We start from the raw sequence: 17,059 nt of genomic DNA, 5'->3' as shown, positions 1-17,059 counted from the left end.
TTCTCGTCGCCGCCCCCGGCGAAGCCCGGCCTCAGCGATAGTTGAAGCTGATGCTGATCCGCTCGCTCTTGGCGGTACCCGGCGGCACTTCGTGGCGCAGCCAGCTTTCCCAGAGCAGCACGCTGCCCTCATCCGGCGCGACATAGACGAAGCTGCGCAGATCCTCCGGCGCATCCTCGTCGCGGGTCGGCGCCGCCATCATCAGCGGCAGGCGCGGATCCTCCAGCTTGAGCGGTCCGGCGCCCGGCGGGACTGCGATATAGACGGTGCCCGACACCACCGAATGCGGGTGGATATGCCCCGAATGCGTGCCGCCCGGCTTCAGGATATTGACCCACAGGCTGTCGAGCTTGAGCTTGCGCCCGCCCAGATCAAACGCGCAGTCCGTAGCAAAGGCAGCGACATGGCGGTTGAGCCGCTTGACCAGTTCACCGAAGGTCGGATCGCGCAGCGGCAGGTCGTTGAGCGAGGCGTAGGAGGTATAGCCGCGATAGCCATGCTCTTTCGACCAGGCCCGACCGGCGCGGTCGTCCTCGGCGAGCATGCGGCAGGCATGATCCAGTTCCTCGACGAACGCCGTATCGTCCAGCGCGCCTTGGTAGAAGCGGGTCGCGAACAGGCTGCGGCTGGTCATGAATCGGCGAGCCGCAACGCGACATCGCTCATGAAGCGTGCATCGTCGCCCTTGGCGAGCCATGGCGCCTCAGCCGAGATCGCGCCGAGCAGATCCGAGAGCGGGTCCATCTCTGCCTTGGCATAATTGCCCAGGACATGCGGGCTGACGCGGTCCTTGTGGCCGGGATGGCCAATGCCGATCCGCACGCGGCGGAAATCGGGGCCGAGATGCTGATCGATCGATTTCAGGCCATTATGACCCGCAGTCCCGCCGCCGGTCTTCACCTTGACGCGAAACGCATCGAGATCGAGTTCGTCATGAAACACGGTCAGCGCGTCCATGTCGAGCTTGAAGAAACGCAGCGCTTCGCCGACGCTGCGGCCGCTCTCGTTCATGAAGGTCGCGGGCTTGAGCAGCAGGATCTTTTCGCCACCGACCCGGCCCTCCTGAGTCCAGCCCTGGAACTGCTTCTTGACGGCCGAAAATTCGTACAGGTCGGCGAGCGTGTCGGCGACCATGAAGCCGACATTGTGCCGGTTGAGCGCATATTGCGCACCGGGATTACCAAGGCCGACCCAGAGTTGCATTCGATCTTCCTGAGGCAAGGAAAACGGGGAGGCAAGAAAAAGGGCAGGGGAAGCGGCCTTTTCGACCAGCCTCCCGCTGCCCTCTTCCAACCCTCTCCGCAAGGACGAGGGTCAGTATCCGATTACTCGGCCTTTTCGCCTTCAGCGGCGTCGTCGCCGGCTTCAGCGTTTTCAGCGGCTTCGGCCTCAGCGGCTTCCGCTTCGGACTCAGCAGCCTGTGCTTCCGCAACGGCGGCATCGGCTTCTTCGTCCTCGACGGTCGGCACCGTCGGCGGCACGATCGTCGCGATGGTGAAGTCGCGGTCGGTGATCGCCGAGGTCACGCCCTTGGGCAAAGCCACGTCGGAGATGTGGATCGCGTCGCCGATCTCGCGGCCGGCGAGCGAGATGGAGATCTCGTCCGGGATATGGGCCGCGTCGCACACCAGCTCGAGCTCATGCTTGACGATGTTGAGGACGCCATTGCCCTTCTTGATGCCGGGCGCGTCCTCTTCGTCGGTGAAGACGACGGGAACGTTGACGTGAACGGTGGTGTGCTCACCGATGCGCAGGAAGTCGACATGCACGGGCCGGTCAGAGACGGCGTCGAACGCGACATCCTTGGGCAGCGTGCGGATCGCCTTGCCGCCGGCATCGATCATCACGACCGAATTCATGAAGTGACCCGTCATCAGGAGGCGCATCAGCGCCTTTTCCTCGACGTGGATCGACTGGGGATCCTGCTTGTTGCCGTAAATCACGGCGGGTACGCGGCCTTCGCGACGCAGCGAACGGGAGGCTCCCTTGCCAACCTGTTCACGCGTCTCGGCTGCGAGCGTCAACTGTTCGCTCATGGTCTTGCTCCGAAATACGTTATGGTGCTTCCCGTCAGGCCTCCAGGGATGACCCTGACCGGAAGCGCGGCGCTATAGGGGAGCCGGGGGCAAGAAGCAACTATTGCACGCGCTCGACCCTCAGGCCCTGTGCCTGCAGCATGGCGACGACCGATTTGTTCCCCGCCAGATGCCCGGCGCCGACCGCGACCAGGACCGTGCCGGGTGTGTTCATGCGGCGCGCGATCCAGCCCGACCAGCGCCGGTTGCGATCGGCGACCAGGGCGTTTTCGAGTGCCGGGGCGCCGCGAAAGCCGGGCTCGAAGGTCGCGGCGATCCGGGCCGTGTCGCCGCTCCGCCACGCCGCCAGCGTCCGGTGATAGCCATCGGGCTGCTCGACCGCGCGCAGCAGCAGCACGCGCTGCGCCGCTTCGGGCAGCGCATCGAACATCGCCAATTGCCCGGCCTGGGTTTCCAGCGCGCGACGCGGCTTTCCGGCAGCGGCGAAGCGCCGCGCCACCACCGCTTCCACGCCGTGGTCGACCGTCGCGCCCATCGCACGGCTCTCACCGGCGCCGAGCGTTACCGCCGCTGCCCAGCTCTTCATCCCGTCAAGCGCGTCGATGGAGATGCCGGCGGCGCGGGCGGCGCGGGCCAGCTGTTCGCGCTGGCCGGCGGGCACGCGGTCGGCGACCGGCGGCAAGCCGTCCGCACGGGTCGCCGCCGCGAAAGCAGATGCCGCCTGTTCGGGCGGCTGGGCCGGTATCTCGGTCACCAGCATGTCGGCGCCGTCGATCGCTGCATCGATCGCCGGCGTTTCCCATCGCACATTGGGCGGCAGGACATGAACCGTGCCGAGCAGCCAGATCGTCGTGTCCTTATCCTGTACGCGCCACAGCGCCGGCCGCGCCTCGATGGCGGGCCGGTCGCAGGCTGTGGCGAGCAGCGCGAACGCTGCCGCCATCAGAAGCTTTATTGTCGTCAATGCAGGACCCGGGTGGCCTTCAGCCCGTAGCGGGCAAGCTGGTGCTGTACGCTGTCCGGTCCCGCCAGATGGCCTGCGCCGACCGCGACGAACACGGTGCCGGGCTGCTTCATGCGATCCGCGATCACCGTCGCCCAGCGCTCGTTGCGGTTCTTCAACAGCACGTCATAGAGCGTGCGCGAATCCTTCAGATCCTCGTTCAACATCTGGCCGAGCTTCACATCCTCGCCCTTGCTCCAATAGCCGAGCATTTCATTGAGCTTCGGGCCGTATTCGTCGGCTTCCTCGATGCTGCTCATCAGGAACACGACCTGTGCCGCCTCCGGCAGCGTGTCGAAATAACCGAGCTGCTGCGCAATGGTCTCGAAGCCCGAGAGACGCTTGCCCGCCGCCTTGGCCGCCTTGGTCAGTTGCGCTTCGGTGCCGTCCTCGGCGCTGAAGCCTGCCTTCTGCATCCCCATTTGCGACAGCATGATGCTGACGAACCATGGGTCATATTGCTCGACCGCGGCCGGCGGCAGGCCAAGCTTGGTCATGCCGGCGGTATAGGCCGCGCGCTTCGCCTCGGGGATCTTGTCGGACAGCTTCCTGCCGCTGGGGTCTGTTGCGAGCGGCGCGACGATCTTCTGCGCCTCGGCCGGCTCGGGCATGTTGAGTTCGAGCACGACCTGGTCGCTGGCATCGAACGCGGCCTTTACCCGGCCGTCGAACCAGTCAAGATTGGGTTTCAGGGCATGGAAAGTGCCGAACAGATAGATGGTCGTGTCCTTGTCCTTGACCACCCAAATGGCCGGGTCGGCTTCGATTTTTGCGGGGGTGGCAGGAGTCTGCGCCGGAGCCGGCGTGGCGGGTGCGCTCTGCGCAAAGGCTGAAGTCGCGGACAGGATTGCCGCGATCAGCGCGGCGACGAAACGTTTCATGCAGTGATCCTTTTATACGGGCAGGCAGATGGGGATGAGGTCGCGCTAGCGGAAGCGTCGCCACAAAAAGGTTATAATGGTGACCAGCATGGTGAGCAGGAACACGGCGTCGCCGTCCGGCGCGCGGGTCAGTTCGACCTTGCCCAGTGCCCACCAGCACATCCACAGCGTTGCGTAGAAATTGATTCCGATCAGCCCGGCCCATTTATTGGCATCGACCTCCAGCTCATCGACGGTGGTGAAATATTTCCACGAGCCCCATGTCACGGTGATCAGGAATGCCGCTACGGCCGCCACCGCCATGACCTTCATGGTGGGTGTCGTGAGGTTGAAATCATTGACCGACAGCATGAGGCCGACGACCGCGCCGGTGAGGCCACCGCCAAGCATCAGGCCGCCGATCACGCGGTGATATTTGCGTCGATTGTCCCAGAAACGGGCTAATCCGACATTGCGGCTCTCATCAAGATCGTCTTGTTGCGGCCCGTCGGCGGTGAAATATCTCCACGCTCCTCCCATCACGACGATCATGATCGCCACCGCTACGATCAGCTGCATATAGTGCATGAAGGGAGTGGGCGGGTTGGCCTCATTGGCGGCCGTCATGTAGCCGATCACGCCGCCGCCAATCATCAGGCCGCCGAGAATGGCGATAAATTTGCGGCTTATGTTCCTGGACCGGGTCTGATCGGCGTTGCTCTCTCTATTGGGACCGTCATGCATCATCGCTGTTCCCCGCATCGTCATGGAAAATGTCCTCGATAGGCATTTGAAATAGTCGCCCGATCCGGAATGCGAGCGGGAGCGAGGGATCATATTTCCCCGTCTCGATCGCGTTGACCGCCTGGCGCGAGACGTCGAGGTGCCCGGCCAGCTCGGCCTGGCTCCAGTCGCGTTCGGCGCGCAGCACCTTGAGCCGATTTTTCACTACAGGCCCTTTGTCATCGTCCCCTGACCGAATGTCAGGTGACCATGACTAAATGTCAGCGATTCGTTGCTATGTCAAGAACACCTGACAAAAAGAGGTGTGAGGCTGACTTTCGTAGTGGCGCGGAAACGCCGCGCGCCTGAATCGCCGGTTAGGCGCTACTGGACGCGCCCGACCGTCACGCCCCGGCGTTCGAGCAGATCGATGACCGATCCCGGCCCGATAAAATGCCCGATGCCGGCCGCGAACAGCATCGTGCCGCGTTGGGTTTTCAATCGCCGGACCAGTTCCCCGGCCCAGGCCTGGTTGCGATCGGTGATCAGCGGTGCCGACAGCGCGGTCGATCCGCTGATCGACTGCAGGTCGAGGGTCAGTGCCGATCCCGGTCCGACCTCGCCTCTGGCCCAGGCATGAATCGACGCACGCATCTCGGCGCGTGATTGCTGCGGCGCATCGAGCGCCATATCGAGCATGACGCGCTGATCCGCTTCCGAAATCCGGCTGACATTGGCCATCACTTGCGTGCCGTCCTCGATCTCGACCACCGGACGGGCGCGGGCGCGGAAATTCTCCTCCAGCCAATCGTCCGCGCCCGGTCCCGGTATCTCGCCGTCGCGATAATCGCGCACAAACGATACCGCGACCGCCGCGATCCAGGTCGGCAGCTTATCCATCAGCCTGGCCGCCTCGGACGGCAGCGTTGCGTTGAAGCGCGCCAGTGCCGCGCGATGACTTCGCGATACCCGGGTCGCGAGCGGCGGCAGTGGCGGGCCCTTTGGTTTGAGCAGGGTCAGCGCCTCAATGGGCGCCGCCGTGTCATCGACCGCTTCGACGATCAGCGTGGTCGATTCGGCGGTAATCCGATCGACCTCTGCATTGCGCCATTCAAAGCCGGGCGGCAGGACATGGATCGTGCCGAACAGATAGAGGATCGTATCGCGGTCGGCGATCTTCCAGATGGCGGGGCGGGCGATAATTCTGCGACAGCTGCGACAATTTCAGCCGCTCGAACAGCGCCGCCTGTTCCACCGGCGTGGGCAGGTCCTCGACAATGTCGTCATAGGCGAACTCGTCGGGGGCGATGCGATCATCGACCGGCAGCGGCGGGTAGGCGATTCGCGGCGGCTCCTGCGGCGCCGTGACCATCACCGTGTCGAGGATCGGCTGATAGGGAATGTGCGGCTGAGAAAGGGAATGGGCCGGGGCGATCTGCGCCATCAGGGCCAGCGACAGCATTAGTGACGGGGCGGCCAGCCCCGCCGCACCGCGCCGTTGCCCCACGCCGTGACCCGGCTGCCGCGCGACCCGTTCCCGGTTCATTATGGTTAACACAGCGCAAAGCGGGCGCGCCGTCAATCGCCGCACCCCGGGCCGCGATTCAACACGCGTGTCGGTATCATCATAATGGGTCTCCGACGGATCATTCGACTCTAGCAGATGCGAAACCCGAGCAGATCATGACCATCCCCGCCATTTCCCGATATTCCCGCAAAGCGAGCGCGAAATTCCCGTTCGGCTCCAACAAAATTCCCGCAGGATTTCCCGCAGATTCCCGCAGAACGCTCAAAAAAGCATTTTCCCGCAGCAATTCCCGCAACGGCGGGAATTTGGACCGCCGGCGGGATTGTCTCAAAGGGCTTCGGCGCGGGATGATCGCGTCGATTCAATCGCGCTCCGTCGATCCGTGCCAGTTGACCCTAAAGAGGCCATGCGCCAAAGCGGCGGCGCTTTTTATTCCGCACTTGCGAAGGGTTTCCGCCGCGTGACCGCTGGTCCCGACACCAAGCCGCTGAGCTTTCAGCGCATGATCCTGAAGCTCCATGACTATTGGAGCGATCATGGCTGCCTGATCCTGCAGCCTTACGACATGGAAATGGGCGCCGGCACCTTCCATACCGCGACCACCCTGCGCGCGCTTGGCCCCAATGCGTGGAACGCCGCGTTCGTGCAGCCGTGCCGCCGCCCGACCGATGGCCGCTATGGCGAGAATCCCAACCGGCTGCAGCATTATTACCAGTATCAGGTGATCCTGAAGCCAAGCCCGCCGAACCTGCAGGAGCTCTATCTCGGCAGCCTCGCCGCGATCGGCATCGATTTCACCCATCACGACATCCGTTTCGTCGAGGATGACTGGGAATCGCCAACGCTCGGCGCCTGGGGCCTGGGCTGGGAAGTGTGGTGCGACGGGATGGAGGTGACTCAGTTCACTTACTTCCAGCAGATGGGCGGCTTCGACTGCAAGCCGGTCGCGGGCGAACTGACCTATGGGCTGGAACGGCTCGCCATGTATCTGCAGAACAAGGATTCGATCTACGACCTCGCCTATAATGACGCGGGCGTGAGTTACGGCGATGTGTTCCTCGAGAATGAGATCGAGCAATCGACCTGGAATTTCGAGGTGGCCAACACCGATACGCTGTTCGACCTGTTCCGCAAGGCGACCGCCGAATGCGAGAATTGCCTTGAGGCAAAGCTGCCGATCCCCGCTTATGAGCAGGCGATCAAGGCGAGCCATGTCTTCAACCTGCTGCAGGCGCGCGGCGTGATCTCGGTCGAGGAACGCCAGGCCTATATGGGCCGGGTGCGCGATCTGGCGAAGGGCAGCTGCCAGGCATGGATGGACAAGAACGGGTGGGCGGCGTGATGGCTCTTCTTAGATCCTCCCCGATTCGGGGAGGGGGACCATTCGCTTCTTCAGCGAATGGTGGAGGGGGCGCTCCCCAAGCGGAACGTTGCCGGCCCACCCCCTCCACCATGCTGCGCATGGTCCCCCTCCCCGTGCCGGGGAGGAGCGAGAGACCGTTCACCCAACGCTGTGCCGGCCGCTCGACCAGATGATACAGCGCTGCTGAGCTTGCCAGCACCAGTGCCAGATACACGCCGATCAGCACGGGCGGCACGGCATGAGGATCATCGACCAAGGCGAGCTTGAACACGATGAACAGCAGGAAATGGCCGAGATAGGTCGCGTAGCTGATCTCGCCGAGATAATGCAGCACGCTGTGATCGAGCGGGTTGCGCTTCATGCCCGATGTGAGCGCCAGCGCCAGCAGGACGGCGGCGAACATTGCGGGGATCGCCACCGTTTCCGGCAGGCCGCCGCGCCATGACAGGGCGATGACCAGGGCAATGAATGCCGAGGTGGCCGCGGGCACGGCCGGATGCGCTTTCCATCTGAGCCACAGCGCGCAGACCGCAGTCCCGGCGGCGAATTCGAGGACGCAGCGGATCAACCCGAAGCGGCTGATATCAGTACCGAGCGTCGCCGCGCCGCCGCGTGCCATCACGGCATGGAGCAGCACGACCAGCGCCGCGATCGCCGCCAGCACTGCCCAGCTCGGCACGCGCCGCCAGTCGATCGCCAGCGTCAGGAAGGGGAAGACCAGATAGGCGGCCAGCTCCGTACTGATCGACCAGCTCGGGTCGTTCCAGGTCAGATGGTCGGTGAAGCCCCAATTCTGCATCAATGCGATGTGCAGCGGCAGCTCGCGGAACGGGTAGTTCACATCGTCTTGCCGGCCGGTCGCGGCAAACAGCAAGGCCAGGCCCACCGCACAAGCGAGCATGAACAGATGCAGCGGCCAGATCCGTGCGATACGCTTGCGCAGGAAGCCGGGCACCGCCGCAATGCCGCGGTCGCGCAGCGCCTCGCTCCAGCTCAGCCAGATGACGAAGCCTGACAGCAGGAAGAAGAAATCGACCGCCAGATAGCCCTTGGCGAGAAACGCCAATCCATCCTGCGGCAGTCCGGCGATTGACAGGCGGATATGGTAGAGCACGACGAACCAAGCCGCGATGCCACGCACGCTGGTCAGCGCGCGAAGTTCGGATGCGGCGCTCATGATAGGATCGGTTCGAGCGCGGGCGGGCGGGACTTGCGGACCGGTCGCCACGACGCCTCGCGCCGCTTGCGTGCGAGATAGGTGTCGAGCCCGATCTGCGCGCCGATCAGCATATAGACGAACGGCTGGAAAGCGATGGCGATGAAAGTCGCGCCGAGCAGATAGACGATGTGCCCGCTCTGCAACGCACTGGCCAGCGGCGAAATCCATTCCTCGCCCGGCATCGGCTTGCGGTAGCGCCGGCGCAGCATTTCCATGCGCAAGATGCCGGTCAGGTTGATGATCAGCCACAGCGCCAGCCCGGGATAGCCCTGTTCGCCGAGCATTTCGAAATAGGCGCTGTGGAAGGCGCGCGCCTGATCGACCGTCAGCTTGCGTTCGACCGTCTGCTGGCCGGCTACCTTCTCGACCTTCTCGGTGTCATAGCGGATCTGGTTCTGGCGATACATTTCGAAACCGCCGCCGAACGGATGGTCCTTGGCGTAGTCCATGGTCCATTTCCACACCGCGAGCCGGGTCGAGGCGGATTCATCGGCCTTGTAGGTCTTGATCGTGCTCATCCGGTCCGTGAAAGTGCTCGGCAGGAACGGCACGGCGACCACCGCCATCAGCGCAAGCGCACCGACATAGAGGCCCTTGCGCTTCGTATCGCGGATCATCAGCACCGCGAGCAGCCCGATGCACAGCAGGCCGGTGCGGGTCGACGTGCCGACCGGGATCAGCAGGCAGGCGAAGATCAGCGCATAGCAGAATGTCTTCACCATCCAGTCGGGTTTGAAGATCGTGCCGTGCCGCGTGAACCACAGGATCACCGGGATGATCGCGATCGCCACCGCGGAAATCGTGCTGCCCTCATAGAGACCCGAATTGTTGGTCACCATCAGGTTGAGCTCGCCATAACCACCGCCGCCCGACGCGATCGTCTTGATCCCGCCGACAATGATGATCGAGGCCGCGGACAGGATCATGATCAGCAGCAGCGCTTCGATGCGCAGCTTGGTGCGCAAGGTCAGCGGCAGGAAGGCGGCAAAGGCCAGCGCCTTCCACACCCAGTCCCATTTATCGAGCGCCTCGATCGGAAAGTCGGCGGCGCGCGTCGTCTGGGAACAATAGAGCAGCAGCAGCACGATGAGGAACTGGCGCGGCGCGATGCGCGTGTCGCGCTTGTCGTCGACGATTGCCCAGGCTGCCACCGCCAGTCCCGCCGCGATCAGCGAGATCGGCACCGAATTGAGCATCAGATAGGTCAGCCGCTGCGGGCTGACGATGTCGATATACACATAGACCAGGACGAACAGGAACGGCTTGCGAAACCCGAGCGCGAAGAACGACAGGAGAAAGGCGACAAAGACGAGATCACGCACCGGGCTTTTCCCCGATTGCCGATTTCCGGTCTTTCTTGCTGGCTTCGACGGTGTCGCCGGGTCCGGCTTCATGGTCGAGATCGGGGCGACGCAGCAACAGCCACGCGGCAAGCAGCATCAGGCCATGGCTGATCGCGAGCGCGAAATTGTCGATCATGTCCTGTGTGCGTGCCTTAAGCCTGTCCGGGCACGGGCTTAGCGCCTCCGGGTTGACGGCCCGTTAAACACTGTTGTGCCAATCACGCTGGCGATGCGCATCCTCCATATTCTCGACCATGGCCTGCCGTTGCAGAGCGGCTATACCTTTCGCACGCGCGCCATCCTGAAGGCGCAGATGCGCCGCGGCTGGCAAGTCGCGGCCGTCACAGGCCCGCGGCACGGGGCGAGCGATGTCAGGTTCGAGCAGATCGACGGAATCGATTTTCACCGTACCCCGGTGAGGAAGGACTGGCCCAGTCCGCTCGGCGAGCTGCGCGAGATTCACGGCTTTGCCCGGCGGATCGCGGCGGCGGTCGATGAATTCCGGCCCGACATCCTTCACGCGCATTCACCGGTGCTGGGCGCGCTCGCAGCACTGCGCATCGCGCGCAAACGCCATTTGCCTCTGGTCTATGAGGTCCGCGCTTTCTGGGAAGATGCGGCAGTCGGCAACGGTACAGGCCGCGAGGGGTCGCTCCGCTATCGTGCGACCCGCGCGCTTGAAACCTGGGCGGTGGGCAAAGCCGATGCCGTGGCGGTGATTTGCGAAGGACTGCGCCAGGATCTGGTGTCGCGCGGCGTCGATCCGGCGAAGATCATGGTGTCGCCGAATGGCGTCGATCTGACCGTGTTCGGCGCGCCGCTCAATCATGATGCGCCGCTTGCCCTGTCGCTCGGCCTCAATGGTGCCGATGTGATTGGCTTTATCGGCAGCTTCTATGATTATGAGGGGCTCGATGATCTGATCGCGGCGATGCCGATGCTGGTCGCAGCGCGCCCCAGGGCGAATCTCGTACTGGTCGGCGGCGGTCCGATGGAGGAAGCCTTGCGTGCCCAGGCCGCCGCATCGCCGGTCGCGAAGCACATCAAGTTCATCGGTCGCGTGCCGCATACCGAGGTCGATCGCTATTACAGCGTGATCGACATCCTCGCCTATCCGCGCAAGCGCATGCGGTTGACCGATCTCGTCACGCCGCTCAAGCCGTTGGAGGCGATGGCGCAGCGCCGGCTGGTCGCGGCCTCCGATGTCGGCGGGCACCGCGAACTGATCCGTCACGGCGAGACCGGCACGCTGTTCCCGCCCGACGACCCCGCCGCCATGGCGCGGGCCCTGGCCGATCTGCTTGCCGATCGGAATCTCTGGGGCGCGCGGCGCGACAATGGCCGCGCCTTCGTTGAGGCGGAGCGTAACTGGGAAATGAATGTTGCTCGTTACAATCCTGTTTACCAAAAACTTACCGGCGCCGGTGCATCACACGACTCATGGTCGCGATCTCCCGCAGTAAACGCCTGAATCTCCCGCTCGCGCCGGTTGCCGCCGGCGTTCTGGCGATGCTCGCCGCGCTGGTCTTTGCGCTGCTTCCAACCGCTATCCTTGAAGGGCTGGTGCTCGACAGTGGTATCGCTGCGCTTGTCCCGGCCGCCGCGCCACCGCTCGGCGTTACCGCGCGCGCCGCGCTGATCCTGATCGTTGGCGGTGGTATCGGCCTGGTTTCCTGGTTCTCGCTGTTCCTGTTGGTCGGCGCGCGAACCATTTCCTTTTCCGGCAAACCGGTGAGCGCCGATACGCCAGTGCTGCGCCGTGCCGACGCCCATCCTGACGCGCCGGCACGTCGGCCGGTCTATGCCAATGAGGATCTCGGTACACCCTTCCTCGAAGTACGCGCCCGTCCGGTCCATACGGTGGCCGAGGAGGCGGAAGCGATCGACCTGGTGGTCGAGCCCGAAATGGCTGAGTCGGAAATCGTCGCGCCAGTGATCGAAGACGCGGTATTCGAACCTGCTCCTCTGCCCATGTCGTCGCCGGTTCGCGCGACGATCATGAAACCACTCCCGATCGTGGAACAAGCCCCCATCGCGCAGCAAATCCCAGTCGTGGAGCCGACCCCGTTCGCGGAACAGGTTCTTGTCGAGCAGGATCTTCCTGCCGATCTCGATATGCCACTGGCGGCCTATGATCCCGCCGCGATTCCGGACGAACCGATCGACTGGTTCCCGCCTCCCGCGCAGATCGTCTCGCGTCCACGCCCGCCGGTATTCGACGCCAGCGAACGGTTCGAAACGTTCGAACTGGCGCCATTGACCCGCCCCGAACCGGAGCCGGTTGCACCGGCACCCGAGCCGGTAGCGCCCACTCCGCGCCGTGCATCGGATTATGATTCCTCGGCGAGCATCCATGCGTTGCTCGACCGGCTGGAAAAGGGCGTGACGCGGCGTGAGGCTGTCACGCCGATCGCTCCGCCGCCCCCGCCGTACCGCGAAGAATCGCTGCAAGAGGCGCTCGTATCGCTTCGCCGGATGGCGATGCGCGTCTGACGATCATTCCTCGACAGTCAGCGCCTCAAGCTCGATTATGACCTCATTTTCCGATCGCCGCACTGAATTTACTGCGACGCTGGCAAGCAGATGGCCGCGCACGTCGATATCCGCCTCGGGCAGGGCGGTGAGCCAGTCGTCCAGTGCCGGGGATGCCGACGCCGTCAGGTTGACCAGATGGCGCGCGCCCGAGAAGGTTGCGCTGGCCCATGGCGTCCAGGTCGCCGTGGAGATCATTGCCGGGCAACCCGCGCTTCGGGATTTGCATTCGATCGCGCGCGACAGCAATGTGCTGGCATCGGTGCCGCGGCTCATCGTGAGGTTCCACCGCGAATGAACGCTTCGATCCGGGCTGCAGTCCGTGCGCCCGGCTCGCGCCCGTTGCGCAGATCGCGCACCAACCGCGGATCGTTCATCGCCAGCCGTCCGAATCGCGTCTCCGGCATGTTGTTCGAGCGCAGATAAATTTCGACCTTTCGTAACACCGACATCCTCATATCCTCACCGAGTCGCATTGATGTTTATGGTTTGTTCCTGCATTTCCAACTTGTCTAGGAAAATTCCTATGCTATTAGATCCCCTATGGATGCGATCGATCCGCGCGCGGCTCTCGACGCTCTCGTGGCAGACAGCGGCGAGAGCTATGCCGCGCTGTCGCGCATGCTTCGTCGTAACGACGCCTATCTTCAGCAGTTCGTGAAACGCGGCACGCCCCGGATCCTGGCCGAACGCGATCGCAAGTTGCTTGCGGCATATTTCAACGTCGATGAAACCCTGTTGGGTGGAACGCCGTCATCGTCGTCATCCGGCGCTGCGATGATCTCGGTGCGCCGGCTTGACGTTGCCGCATCGGCGGGGCCGGGCGGACTGGTCGAGGATGACAAGGCGATCGGCGATGCGCGATTCGACCGGACGCTACTCGACACGCTCGGCATTCGGACCGGGAAGCTGGCGATGATCCGCGCCGAAGGGGATTCGATGAATTCGCTGATCGAGGATGGCGATCAGATGCTGGTCGATGAAGGAGATCGGCGGACCGGTCCTCGGGGCGGCATTTATGTGATCCGGCTCGATGGCGCGTTGATGGTCAAGCGCGTGTCGCGGAGCGGGGATCGTGTGGCGATCGTCAGCGACAATCCTGCCTTTCCGGCGATACCGGAACGCGGTGTGGGCGATGTCGATGTTATCGGACGGGTGGTGTGGCTATCGCGTAGCCTGCGATAATCTTCCTGCGGGTTGGGCAGGGGATTATCTGCGCCGGTCGAGCAGCCAGATTGCAACGGCAATCGCGATGCCGCCGCCGCTGCCGATCAGGAAACCCGCGGTCGGTTGTTGGAGGAACAGCCCGATAATCGCACCGAGCACCGCGCCGAGCGCAATCAGAAAGCCGCCACCGGCGGGGGAACGGGAAATATTGGCCATGGCAATCGCTCTGCCATGTCCCGTCTCAGGACGCCAGAGTCCCGCGACGGGATGGGTGACCCACCCTTGGGCGGAGTGCATGGATTTGTTTACCAATGTCACCCGCTCATTTGCGGGCGCGCGCGGTTCTGGCACGCGGATTGTAAGTCTCGCGCATGAACGCCGCGGGGAAACTTATGTCGTATATGCCGTATCTTGCCAGCCATGACGTCGCCGATGCCACCGACCTCATCACGCGCTTTGGCGACGATGCCGGTTTCGAAGCGGCCGCGCGGGCGGACAAGAGCCGGGATATCGGCAATCACCTGCATTTTTGCCGTTGGCGCCAGATCGAGCGGCTGATTCTGCTGCTCTCGGTCGACCGTGCCGTGGGCACGGTTCACTAATCTCTCTCCTAAGCCCCCTGTTGCTTGGGGAATTGTCCGTCTAGGACAGGGGCATGTCGTTGTCGGTCGGGCGGCGTGGCGCGTTGTTCTGCGCCGCTGCGGGTCTTTTTGTAGTCGTCACTCCCTGCGCTCATGCGCAGGACAGTGCAGGGACCATTGCGCCCGACGCCGGTAGGCTTGATCCCAACTCGCCGCTCGCGCCTCTGCCCGATATCGGCGTCGATTGGCCGGACCTTTCGGTGGCACCGGATGAGCCGGTCGATCCGTCTGCGACACCCGAACTGACCGGCGAGACGCGCTATAGCTTTGCCGTCGAAGGGATTGATGCGGTCGCGACGCCGTTGCTGCGCCAGCGCTTCGATGCGCTGTCGACCTTGAAGATCCATGACGGCGATCCGGCCAATGCGGCGCAGCTCGATCGACGCGCACGCGAAGACGCGCTTTTGCTGACCGAATTGTTGCGCGCCGAAGGCTATTATGATGCGCGCGTGACCAGCCGGATCGAGCCCAAGAGCGGTCGCCCGCTCGTCACGCTCGATGCCGAGCCGGGGGTGCAGTATAAATTCGGCGGGGTCACACTGAGCGGCCTGGCTGCCGCCGGCGACAAGAGCGACGGGTTGCGTACGGCATTCGGCGTCAAGCCCGACGATCCGGTCAATTCGGATGCGGTCGCGACGGGTGAGGCAAATTTGCGTACCCAGATCGGTCAAAAGGGATTTCCCTTCGCAACGGTGGGCGAGCCGGAGATCGTGGTCGATCGAGCCGCACGGACAGCAACGCTGCAAATGGCCATCGACCCGGGCGGCAAGCGGCTTTTCGGGCGGATTACGTCCCCACCGAACAAGGTATTCGATGCCGACCATATCAAGGATATCGCTCGCTTCACTCCCGGCCAGCCGTTCGACCAGAGCGCGCTGGTCGATCTGCGTCGTGCCCTGATCCAGACCGGGCTGGTTTCGTCAGTGGATATCAAGCCGGTCGAGGGCAAGGATCCCGGCACGGTGGATATCGCAGTGGCGCTCGAACCGGCGCCGCCGCGCACCATTGCCGCCGAACTCGGTTATGGCACGGGTGAAGGGGCGCGGGCGGAGGTCAGCTGGACGCATCGTAACCTGTTCCCGCCCGAAGGCGCGCTTACATTGCGCGGCGTACTCGGCACCAGGGAGCAGCTCGCCAGCGTGATCTTCCGCCGCAACAATTATCAGGCGCGCGACCGTGTGCTGACCTTTCAGGCGGTGGCCTCGAACCTTAATCGCGACGCCTATCAGGCAAAGACCTTCGCATTGTCCGGGACGCTTGAGCGTCAAACCAACATTTTCTTCCAGAAGACATGGACCTGGTCGCTCGGCGGTGAACTGGCCGCGTCGGATGAACGCGACGTCATATTGAGCACGGGTGCACCGCGCCGGCGCACCTTTTTCATCGGCGCGCTACCGACCACCCTCAGCTATGACGGTTCGGACGATTTGCTCAATCCGACCCACGGCTTCCGGTTGAGCGGGCGCCTGTCGCCGGAATTGTCACTGCAGGGCCGGGTGTTCGGCTATGCCCGGGTACAGGTCGATGCCAGCGCCTATCAGCCGGTCAGCGATGGCGTGGTCATGGCCGGTCGTGTCCGGCTCGGCACCATCGCCGGGGCGCCGCGCGATGCGATCGCCCCGTCGCGGCGCTTTTACGCTGGCGGCGGTGCATCGGTGCGCGGCTATGGCTATCAGGATATCGGGCCGCGCGACCCCAATAATGACCCGATCGGCGGGCGCAGCCTGACCGAATTCTCGCTTGAGGCGCGCGTGAAGGCGTTCGGCAATTTCGGCGTCGTGCCCTTCATCGACGGCGGTAATATCTACACTTCGCCCTTGCCGAAATTTGCTGAGTTCCGTTTCGGCGCGGGGCTTGGCGTGCGCTATTATTCCAATTTCGGCCCGATCCGTATCGATGTCGGCACGCCGCTCAATCCGCAACCGGGTGATGCACGGGTCGCGGTCTATGTTTCGCTGGGACAGGCATTTTGACCGACGTGCCTGCCGCCCCGGTTAAGCGGACACGCTGGTGGCGCTGGATTATCACCGCGCTGCTTGGCCTGCTGGCGCTGCTGGCAGCGGCGTTGTTCATTCTCGATACGAGCGTTGGGCACCGCTGGGTCGCCGATCAGATCGCTGCACAGAAACCCTCCAACGGGCTGCGCTACAGTGTCGGGCGGATCGATGGGTCGCTCTTTTCCAAGGCCGTACTGATCGACGTACGGGTCCGGGATCAGAAAGGATTGGTGTTCCGGGCGCCGCGTGCGGAACTCGAATGGTCACCTTTCGCCTGGCTGTCGAACCGGCTCGATATCAGCCGCCTGGTTATCCCCCAGGCGCTGTTCGCCAAAATTCCGGAGACGATCAAGACCGGCCGCAAAGGCCCGACCCTGCCGAGCTTCGACATTCGCATTGGCGAGCTGCGCGTCGATCGGTTGACCATCGCGCCTGCTGTTTCCGGTGCAGCGCGCAGCGCACGGCTGGCGGGCAAGGCGGATATTCGTTCGGGCCGCGCGCTGGTTGATCTGACGGCGGTCGTCGCGGGCAGCGATACGCTGGTCGTGAAGCTCGATGCGGAGCCCGACCGCGACAGGTTCGACGTGAATGTCCGGGCCCGCGGCAGCGCGAGCGGCGTGCTGGCAAAGCTGATCGGCATCGCCCGC

At 63.8% G+C, this 17,059-nt stretch carries 21 protein-coding genes and 2 pseudogenes; 8 read left to right on the top strand and 15 right to left on the bottom strand.

All coding sequences use genetic code 11. The features are described 5' to 3' along the window. Window positions 1-31: 31 nt before the first annotated feature. The 9 genes from ACRECS_RS14830 to ACRECS_RS14790 form a co-directional block, all read right to left on the bottom strand. On the bottom strand, window positions 32-634 hold the full coding sequence (locus ACRECS_RS14830; protein WP_431583722.1) for a TIGR02466 family protein: 603 nt from the start codon (window positions 632-634) through the stop codon (window positions 32-34). Next, complete coding sequence (gene pth / locus ACRECS_RS14825) at window positions 631-1,203, bottom strand: aminoacyl-tRNA hydrolase (RefSeq protein ID WP_431583721.1); 573 nt, start codon at window positions 1,201-1,203, stop codon at window positions 631-633. The genes ACRECS_RS14830 and pth overlap by 4 nt, the downstream gene beginning before the upstream one ends. Before the next feature lie 122 nt (window positions 1,204-1,325). Further along, window positions 1,326-2,036, bottom strand: coding sequence for a 50S ribosomal protein L25/general stress protein Ctc (locus ACRECS_RS14820; protein WP_431583720.1), 711 nt, complete (start codon window positions 2,034-2,036; stop codon window positions 1,326-1,328). Window positions 2,037-2,136: 100 nt separating this feature from the next. Beyond that, entirely contained in the window at window positions 2,137-2,979 is an 843-nt protein-coding gene (locus ACRECS_RS14815) for a TraB/GumN family protein (RefSeq protein WP_431583719.1), read from the bottom strand. 17 nt (window positions 2,980-2,996) lie between these two features. Further along, entirely contained in the window at window positions 2,997-3,920 is a 924-nt protein-coding gene (locus tag ACRECS_RS14810; protein ID WP_431583718.1) for a TraB/GumN family protein, read from the bottom strand. Between the two features lie 45 nt (window positions 3,921-3,965). Further along, entirely contained in the window at window positions 3,966-4,667 is a 702-nt protein-coding gene (locus ACRECS_RS14805) for a hypothetical protein (RefSeq protein ID WP_431583717.1), read from the bottom strand. Then, window positions 4,636-4,848 carry a helix-turn-helix transcriptional regulator gene (locus ACRECS_RS14800; RefSeq protein WP_431583716.1) on the bottom strand — a complete coding sequence of 71 codons (213 nt, stop codon included), beginning with the start codon at window positions 4,846-4,848 and terminating at the stop codon, window positions 4,636-4,638. The genes ACRECS_RS14805 and ACRECS_RS14800 overlap by 32 nt, the downstream gene beginning before the upstream one ends. A gap of 158 nt (window positions 4,849-5,006) precedes the next feature. Continuing rightward, window positions 5,007-5,750, bottom strand: a complete 744-nt coding sequence (locus tag ACRECS_RS14795; RefSeq protein ID WP_431583785.1) for a TraB/GumN family protein — start codon at window positions 5,748-5,750, stop codon at window positions 5,007-5,009. Beyond that, window positions 5,734-6,168, bottom strand: coding sequence for a hypothetical protein (locus ACRECS_RS14790; RefSeq protein WP_431583715.1), 435 nt, complete (start codon window positions 6,166-6,168; stop codon window positions 5,734-5,736). Before ACRECS_RS14790 ends, ACRECS_RS14795 begins: the two co-directional genes overlap by 17 nt. 137 nt (window positions 6,169-6,305) lie before the next feature. Between ACRECS_RS14790 and ACRECS_RS14785 the strand changes: the two genes are divergently transcribed. Beyond that, window positions 6,306-6,614, top strand: coding sequence for a hypothetical protein (locus ACRECS_RS14785; RefSeq protein ID WP_431583714.1), 309 nt, complete (start codon window positions 6,306-6,308; stop codon window positions 6,612-6,614). Between the two features lie 38 nt (window positions 6,615-6,652). Next, entirely contained in the window at window positions 6,653-7,492 is an 840-nt protein-coding gene (locus ACRECS_RS14780; RefSeq protein WP_431583784.1) for a glycine--tRNA ligase subunit alpha, read from the top strand. Window positions 7,493-7,697: 205 nt separating this feature from the next. Here ACRECS_RS14780 and ACRECS_RS14775 read toward each other — a convergent pair. From ACRECS_RS14775 to ACRECS_RS14765, 3 genes and pseudogenes are all read right to left on the bottom strand, one after another. Further along, window positions 7,698-8,690, bottom strand: a pseudogene (locus ACRECS_RS14775) (acyltransferase family protein); the annotation flags it as partial. After that, complete coding sequence (locus tag ACRECS_RS14770) at window positions 8,687-10,054, bottom strand: putative O-glycosylation ligase, exosortase A system-associated (protein ID WP_431583713.1); 1,368 nt, start codon at window positions 10,052-10,054, stop codon at window positions 8,687-8,689. The pseudogene ACRECS_RS14775 and the gene ACRECS_RS14770, both read right to left, overlap by 4 nt. Further along, window positions 10,047-10,211: a hypothetical protein gene (locus ACRECS_RS14765; protein WP_431583712.1), complete on the bottom strand. Its 165-nt coding sequence runs from the start codon at window positions 10,209-10,211 to the stop codon at window positions 10,047-10,049. The genes ACRECS_RS14770 and ACRECS_RS14765 overlap by 8 nt, the downstream gene beginning before the upstream one ends. A gap of 93 nt (window positions 10,212-10,304) precedes the next feature. On the opposite strand from ACRECS_RS14765, the gene ACRECS_RS14760 reads away from it, so the two are divergent. Both ACRECS_RS14760 and ACRECS_RS14755 read left to right on the top strand, forming a co-directional pair. After that, the gene (locus tag ACRECS_RS14760) at window positions 10,305-11,546 is read left to right on the top strand and encodes a TIGR04063 family PEP-CTERM/XrtA system glycosyltransferase (RefSeq protein ID WP_431583711.1); all 1,242 of its coding nucleotides are present in this window, start codon (window positions 10,305-10,307) and stop codon (window positions 11,544-11,546) included. Further along, window positions 11,516-12,568, top strand: coding sequence for a hypothetical protein (locus ACRECS_RS14755; RefSeq protein WP_431583710.1), 1,053 nt, complete (start codon window positions 11,516-11,518; stop codon window positions 12,566-12,568). Before ACRECS_RS14760 ends, ACRECS_RS14755 begins: the two co-directional genes overlap by 31 nt. Window positions 12,569-12,571: 3 nt before the next feature. On the opposite strand, the gene ACRECS_RS14750 is transcribed toward ACRECS_RS14755, so the two are convergent. Both ACRECS_RS14750 and ACRECS_RS14745 read right to left on the bottom strand, forming a co-directional pair. Then, window positions 12,572-12,883, bottom strand: coding sequence for a hypothetical protein (locus ACRECS_RS14750; protein WP_431583709.1), 312 nt, complete (start codon window positions 12,881-12,883; stop codon window positions 12,572-12,574). Beyond that, complete coding sequence (locus tag ACRECS_RS14745) at window positions 12,880-13,059, bottom strand: hypothetical protein (protein ID WP_431583708.1); 180 nt, start codon at window positions 13,057-13,059, stop codon at window positions 12,880-12,882. Before ACRECS_RS14745 ends, ACRECS_RS14750 begins: the two co-directional genes overlap by 4 nt. 91 nt (window positions 13,060-13,150) lie before the next feature. Here ACRECS_RS14745 and ACRECS_RS14740 point away from each other — a divergent pair, with 91 nt between their 5' ends. After that, a complete protein-coding gene (locus ACRECS_RS14740) occupies window positions 13,151-13,792 on the top strand; it encodes a S24 family peptidase (protein WP_431583707.1) in 642 nt (213 codons plus the stop codon). A 24-nt stretch (window positions 13,793-13,816) separates the two neighbouring features. Here the strand turns inward: ACRECS_RS14740 and ACRECS_RS14735 are convergent, their stop codons facing one another. Next, window positions 13,817-13,990 (bottom strand): hypothetical protein, encoded by a 174-nt coding sequence (locus ACRECS_RS14735; RefSeq protein ID WP_431583706.1) that lies wholly within the window; start codon window positions 13,988-13,990, stop codon window positions 13,817-13,819. Window positions 13,991-14,166: 176 nt separating this feature from the next. On the opposite strand from ACRECS_RS14735, the gene ACRECS_RS14730 reads away from it, so the two are divergent. The 3 genes and pseudogenes from ACRECS_RS14730 to ACRECS_RS14720 form a co-directional block, all read left to right on the top strand. Next, window positions 14,167-14,376 (top strand): hypothetical protein, encoded by a 210-nt coding sequence (locus ACRECS_RS14730; RefSeq protein ID WP_431583705.1) that lies wholly within the window; start codon window positions 14,167-14,169, stop codon window positions 14,374-14,376. A 53-nt stretch (window positions 14,377-14,429) separates the two neighbouring features. Next, entirely contained in the window at window positions 14,430-16,388 is a 1,959-nt protein-coding gene (locus ACRECS_RS14725) for an autotransporter assembly complex protein TamA (RefSeq protein ID WP_431583704.1), read from the top strand. A 5-nt stretch (window positions 16,389-16,393) separates the two neighbouring features. Next, window positions 16,394-17,059 (top strand): annotated as a pseudogene (locus tag ACRECS_RS14720) (translocation/assembly module TamB domain-containing protein); the annotation flags it as partial.

The organism is Sphingomonas sp. (assembly GCF_050725575.1).
Lineage (GTDB): Bacteria > Pseudomonadota > Alphaproteobacteria > Sphingomonadales > Sphingomonadaceae > Sphingomonas.
Note: the sequence above shows the minus strand (reverse complement) of the source record. Positions and strands in the feature narration are given on the sequence as shown.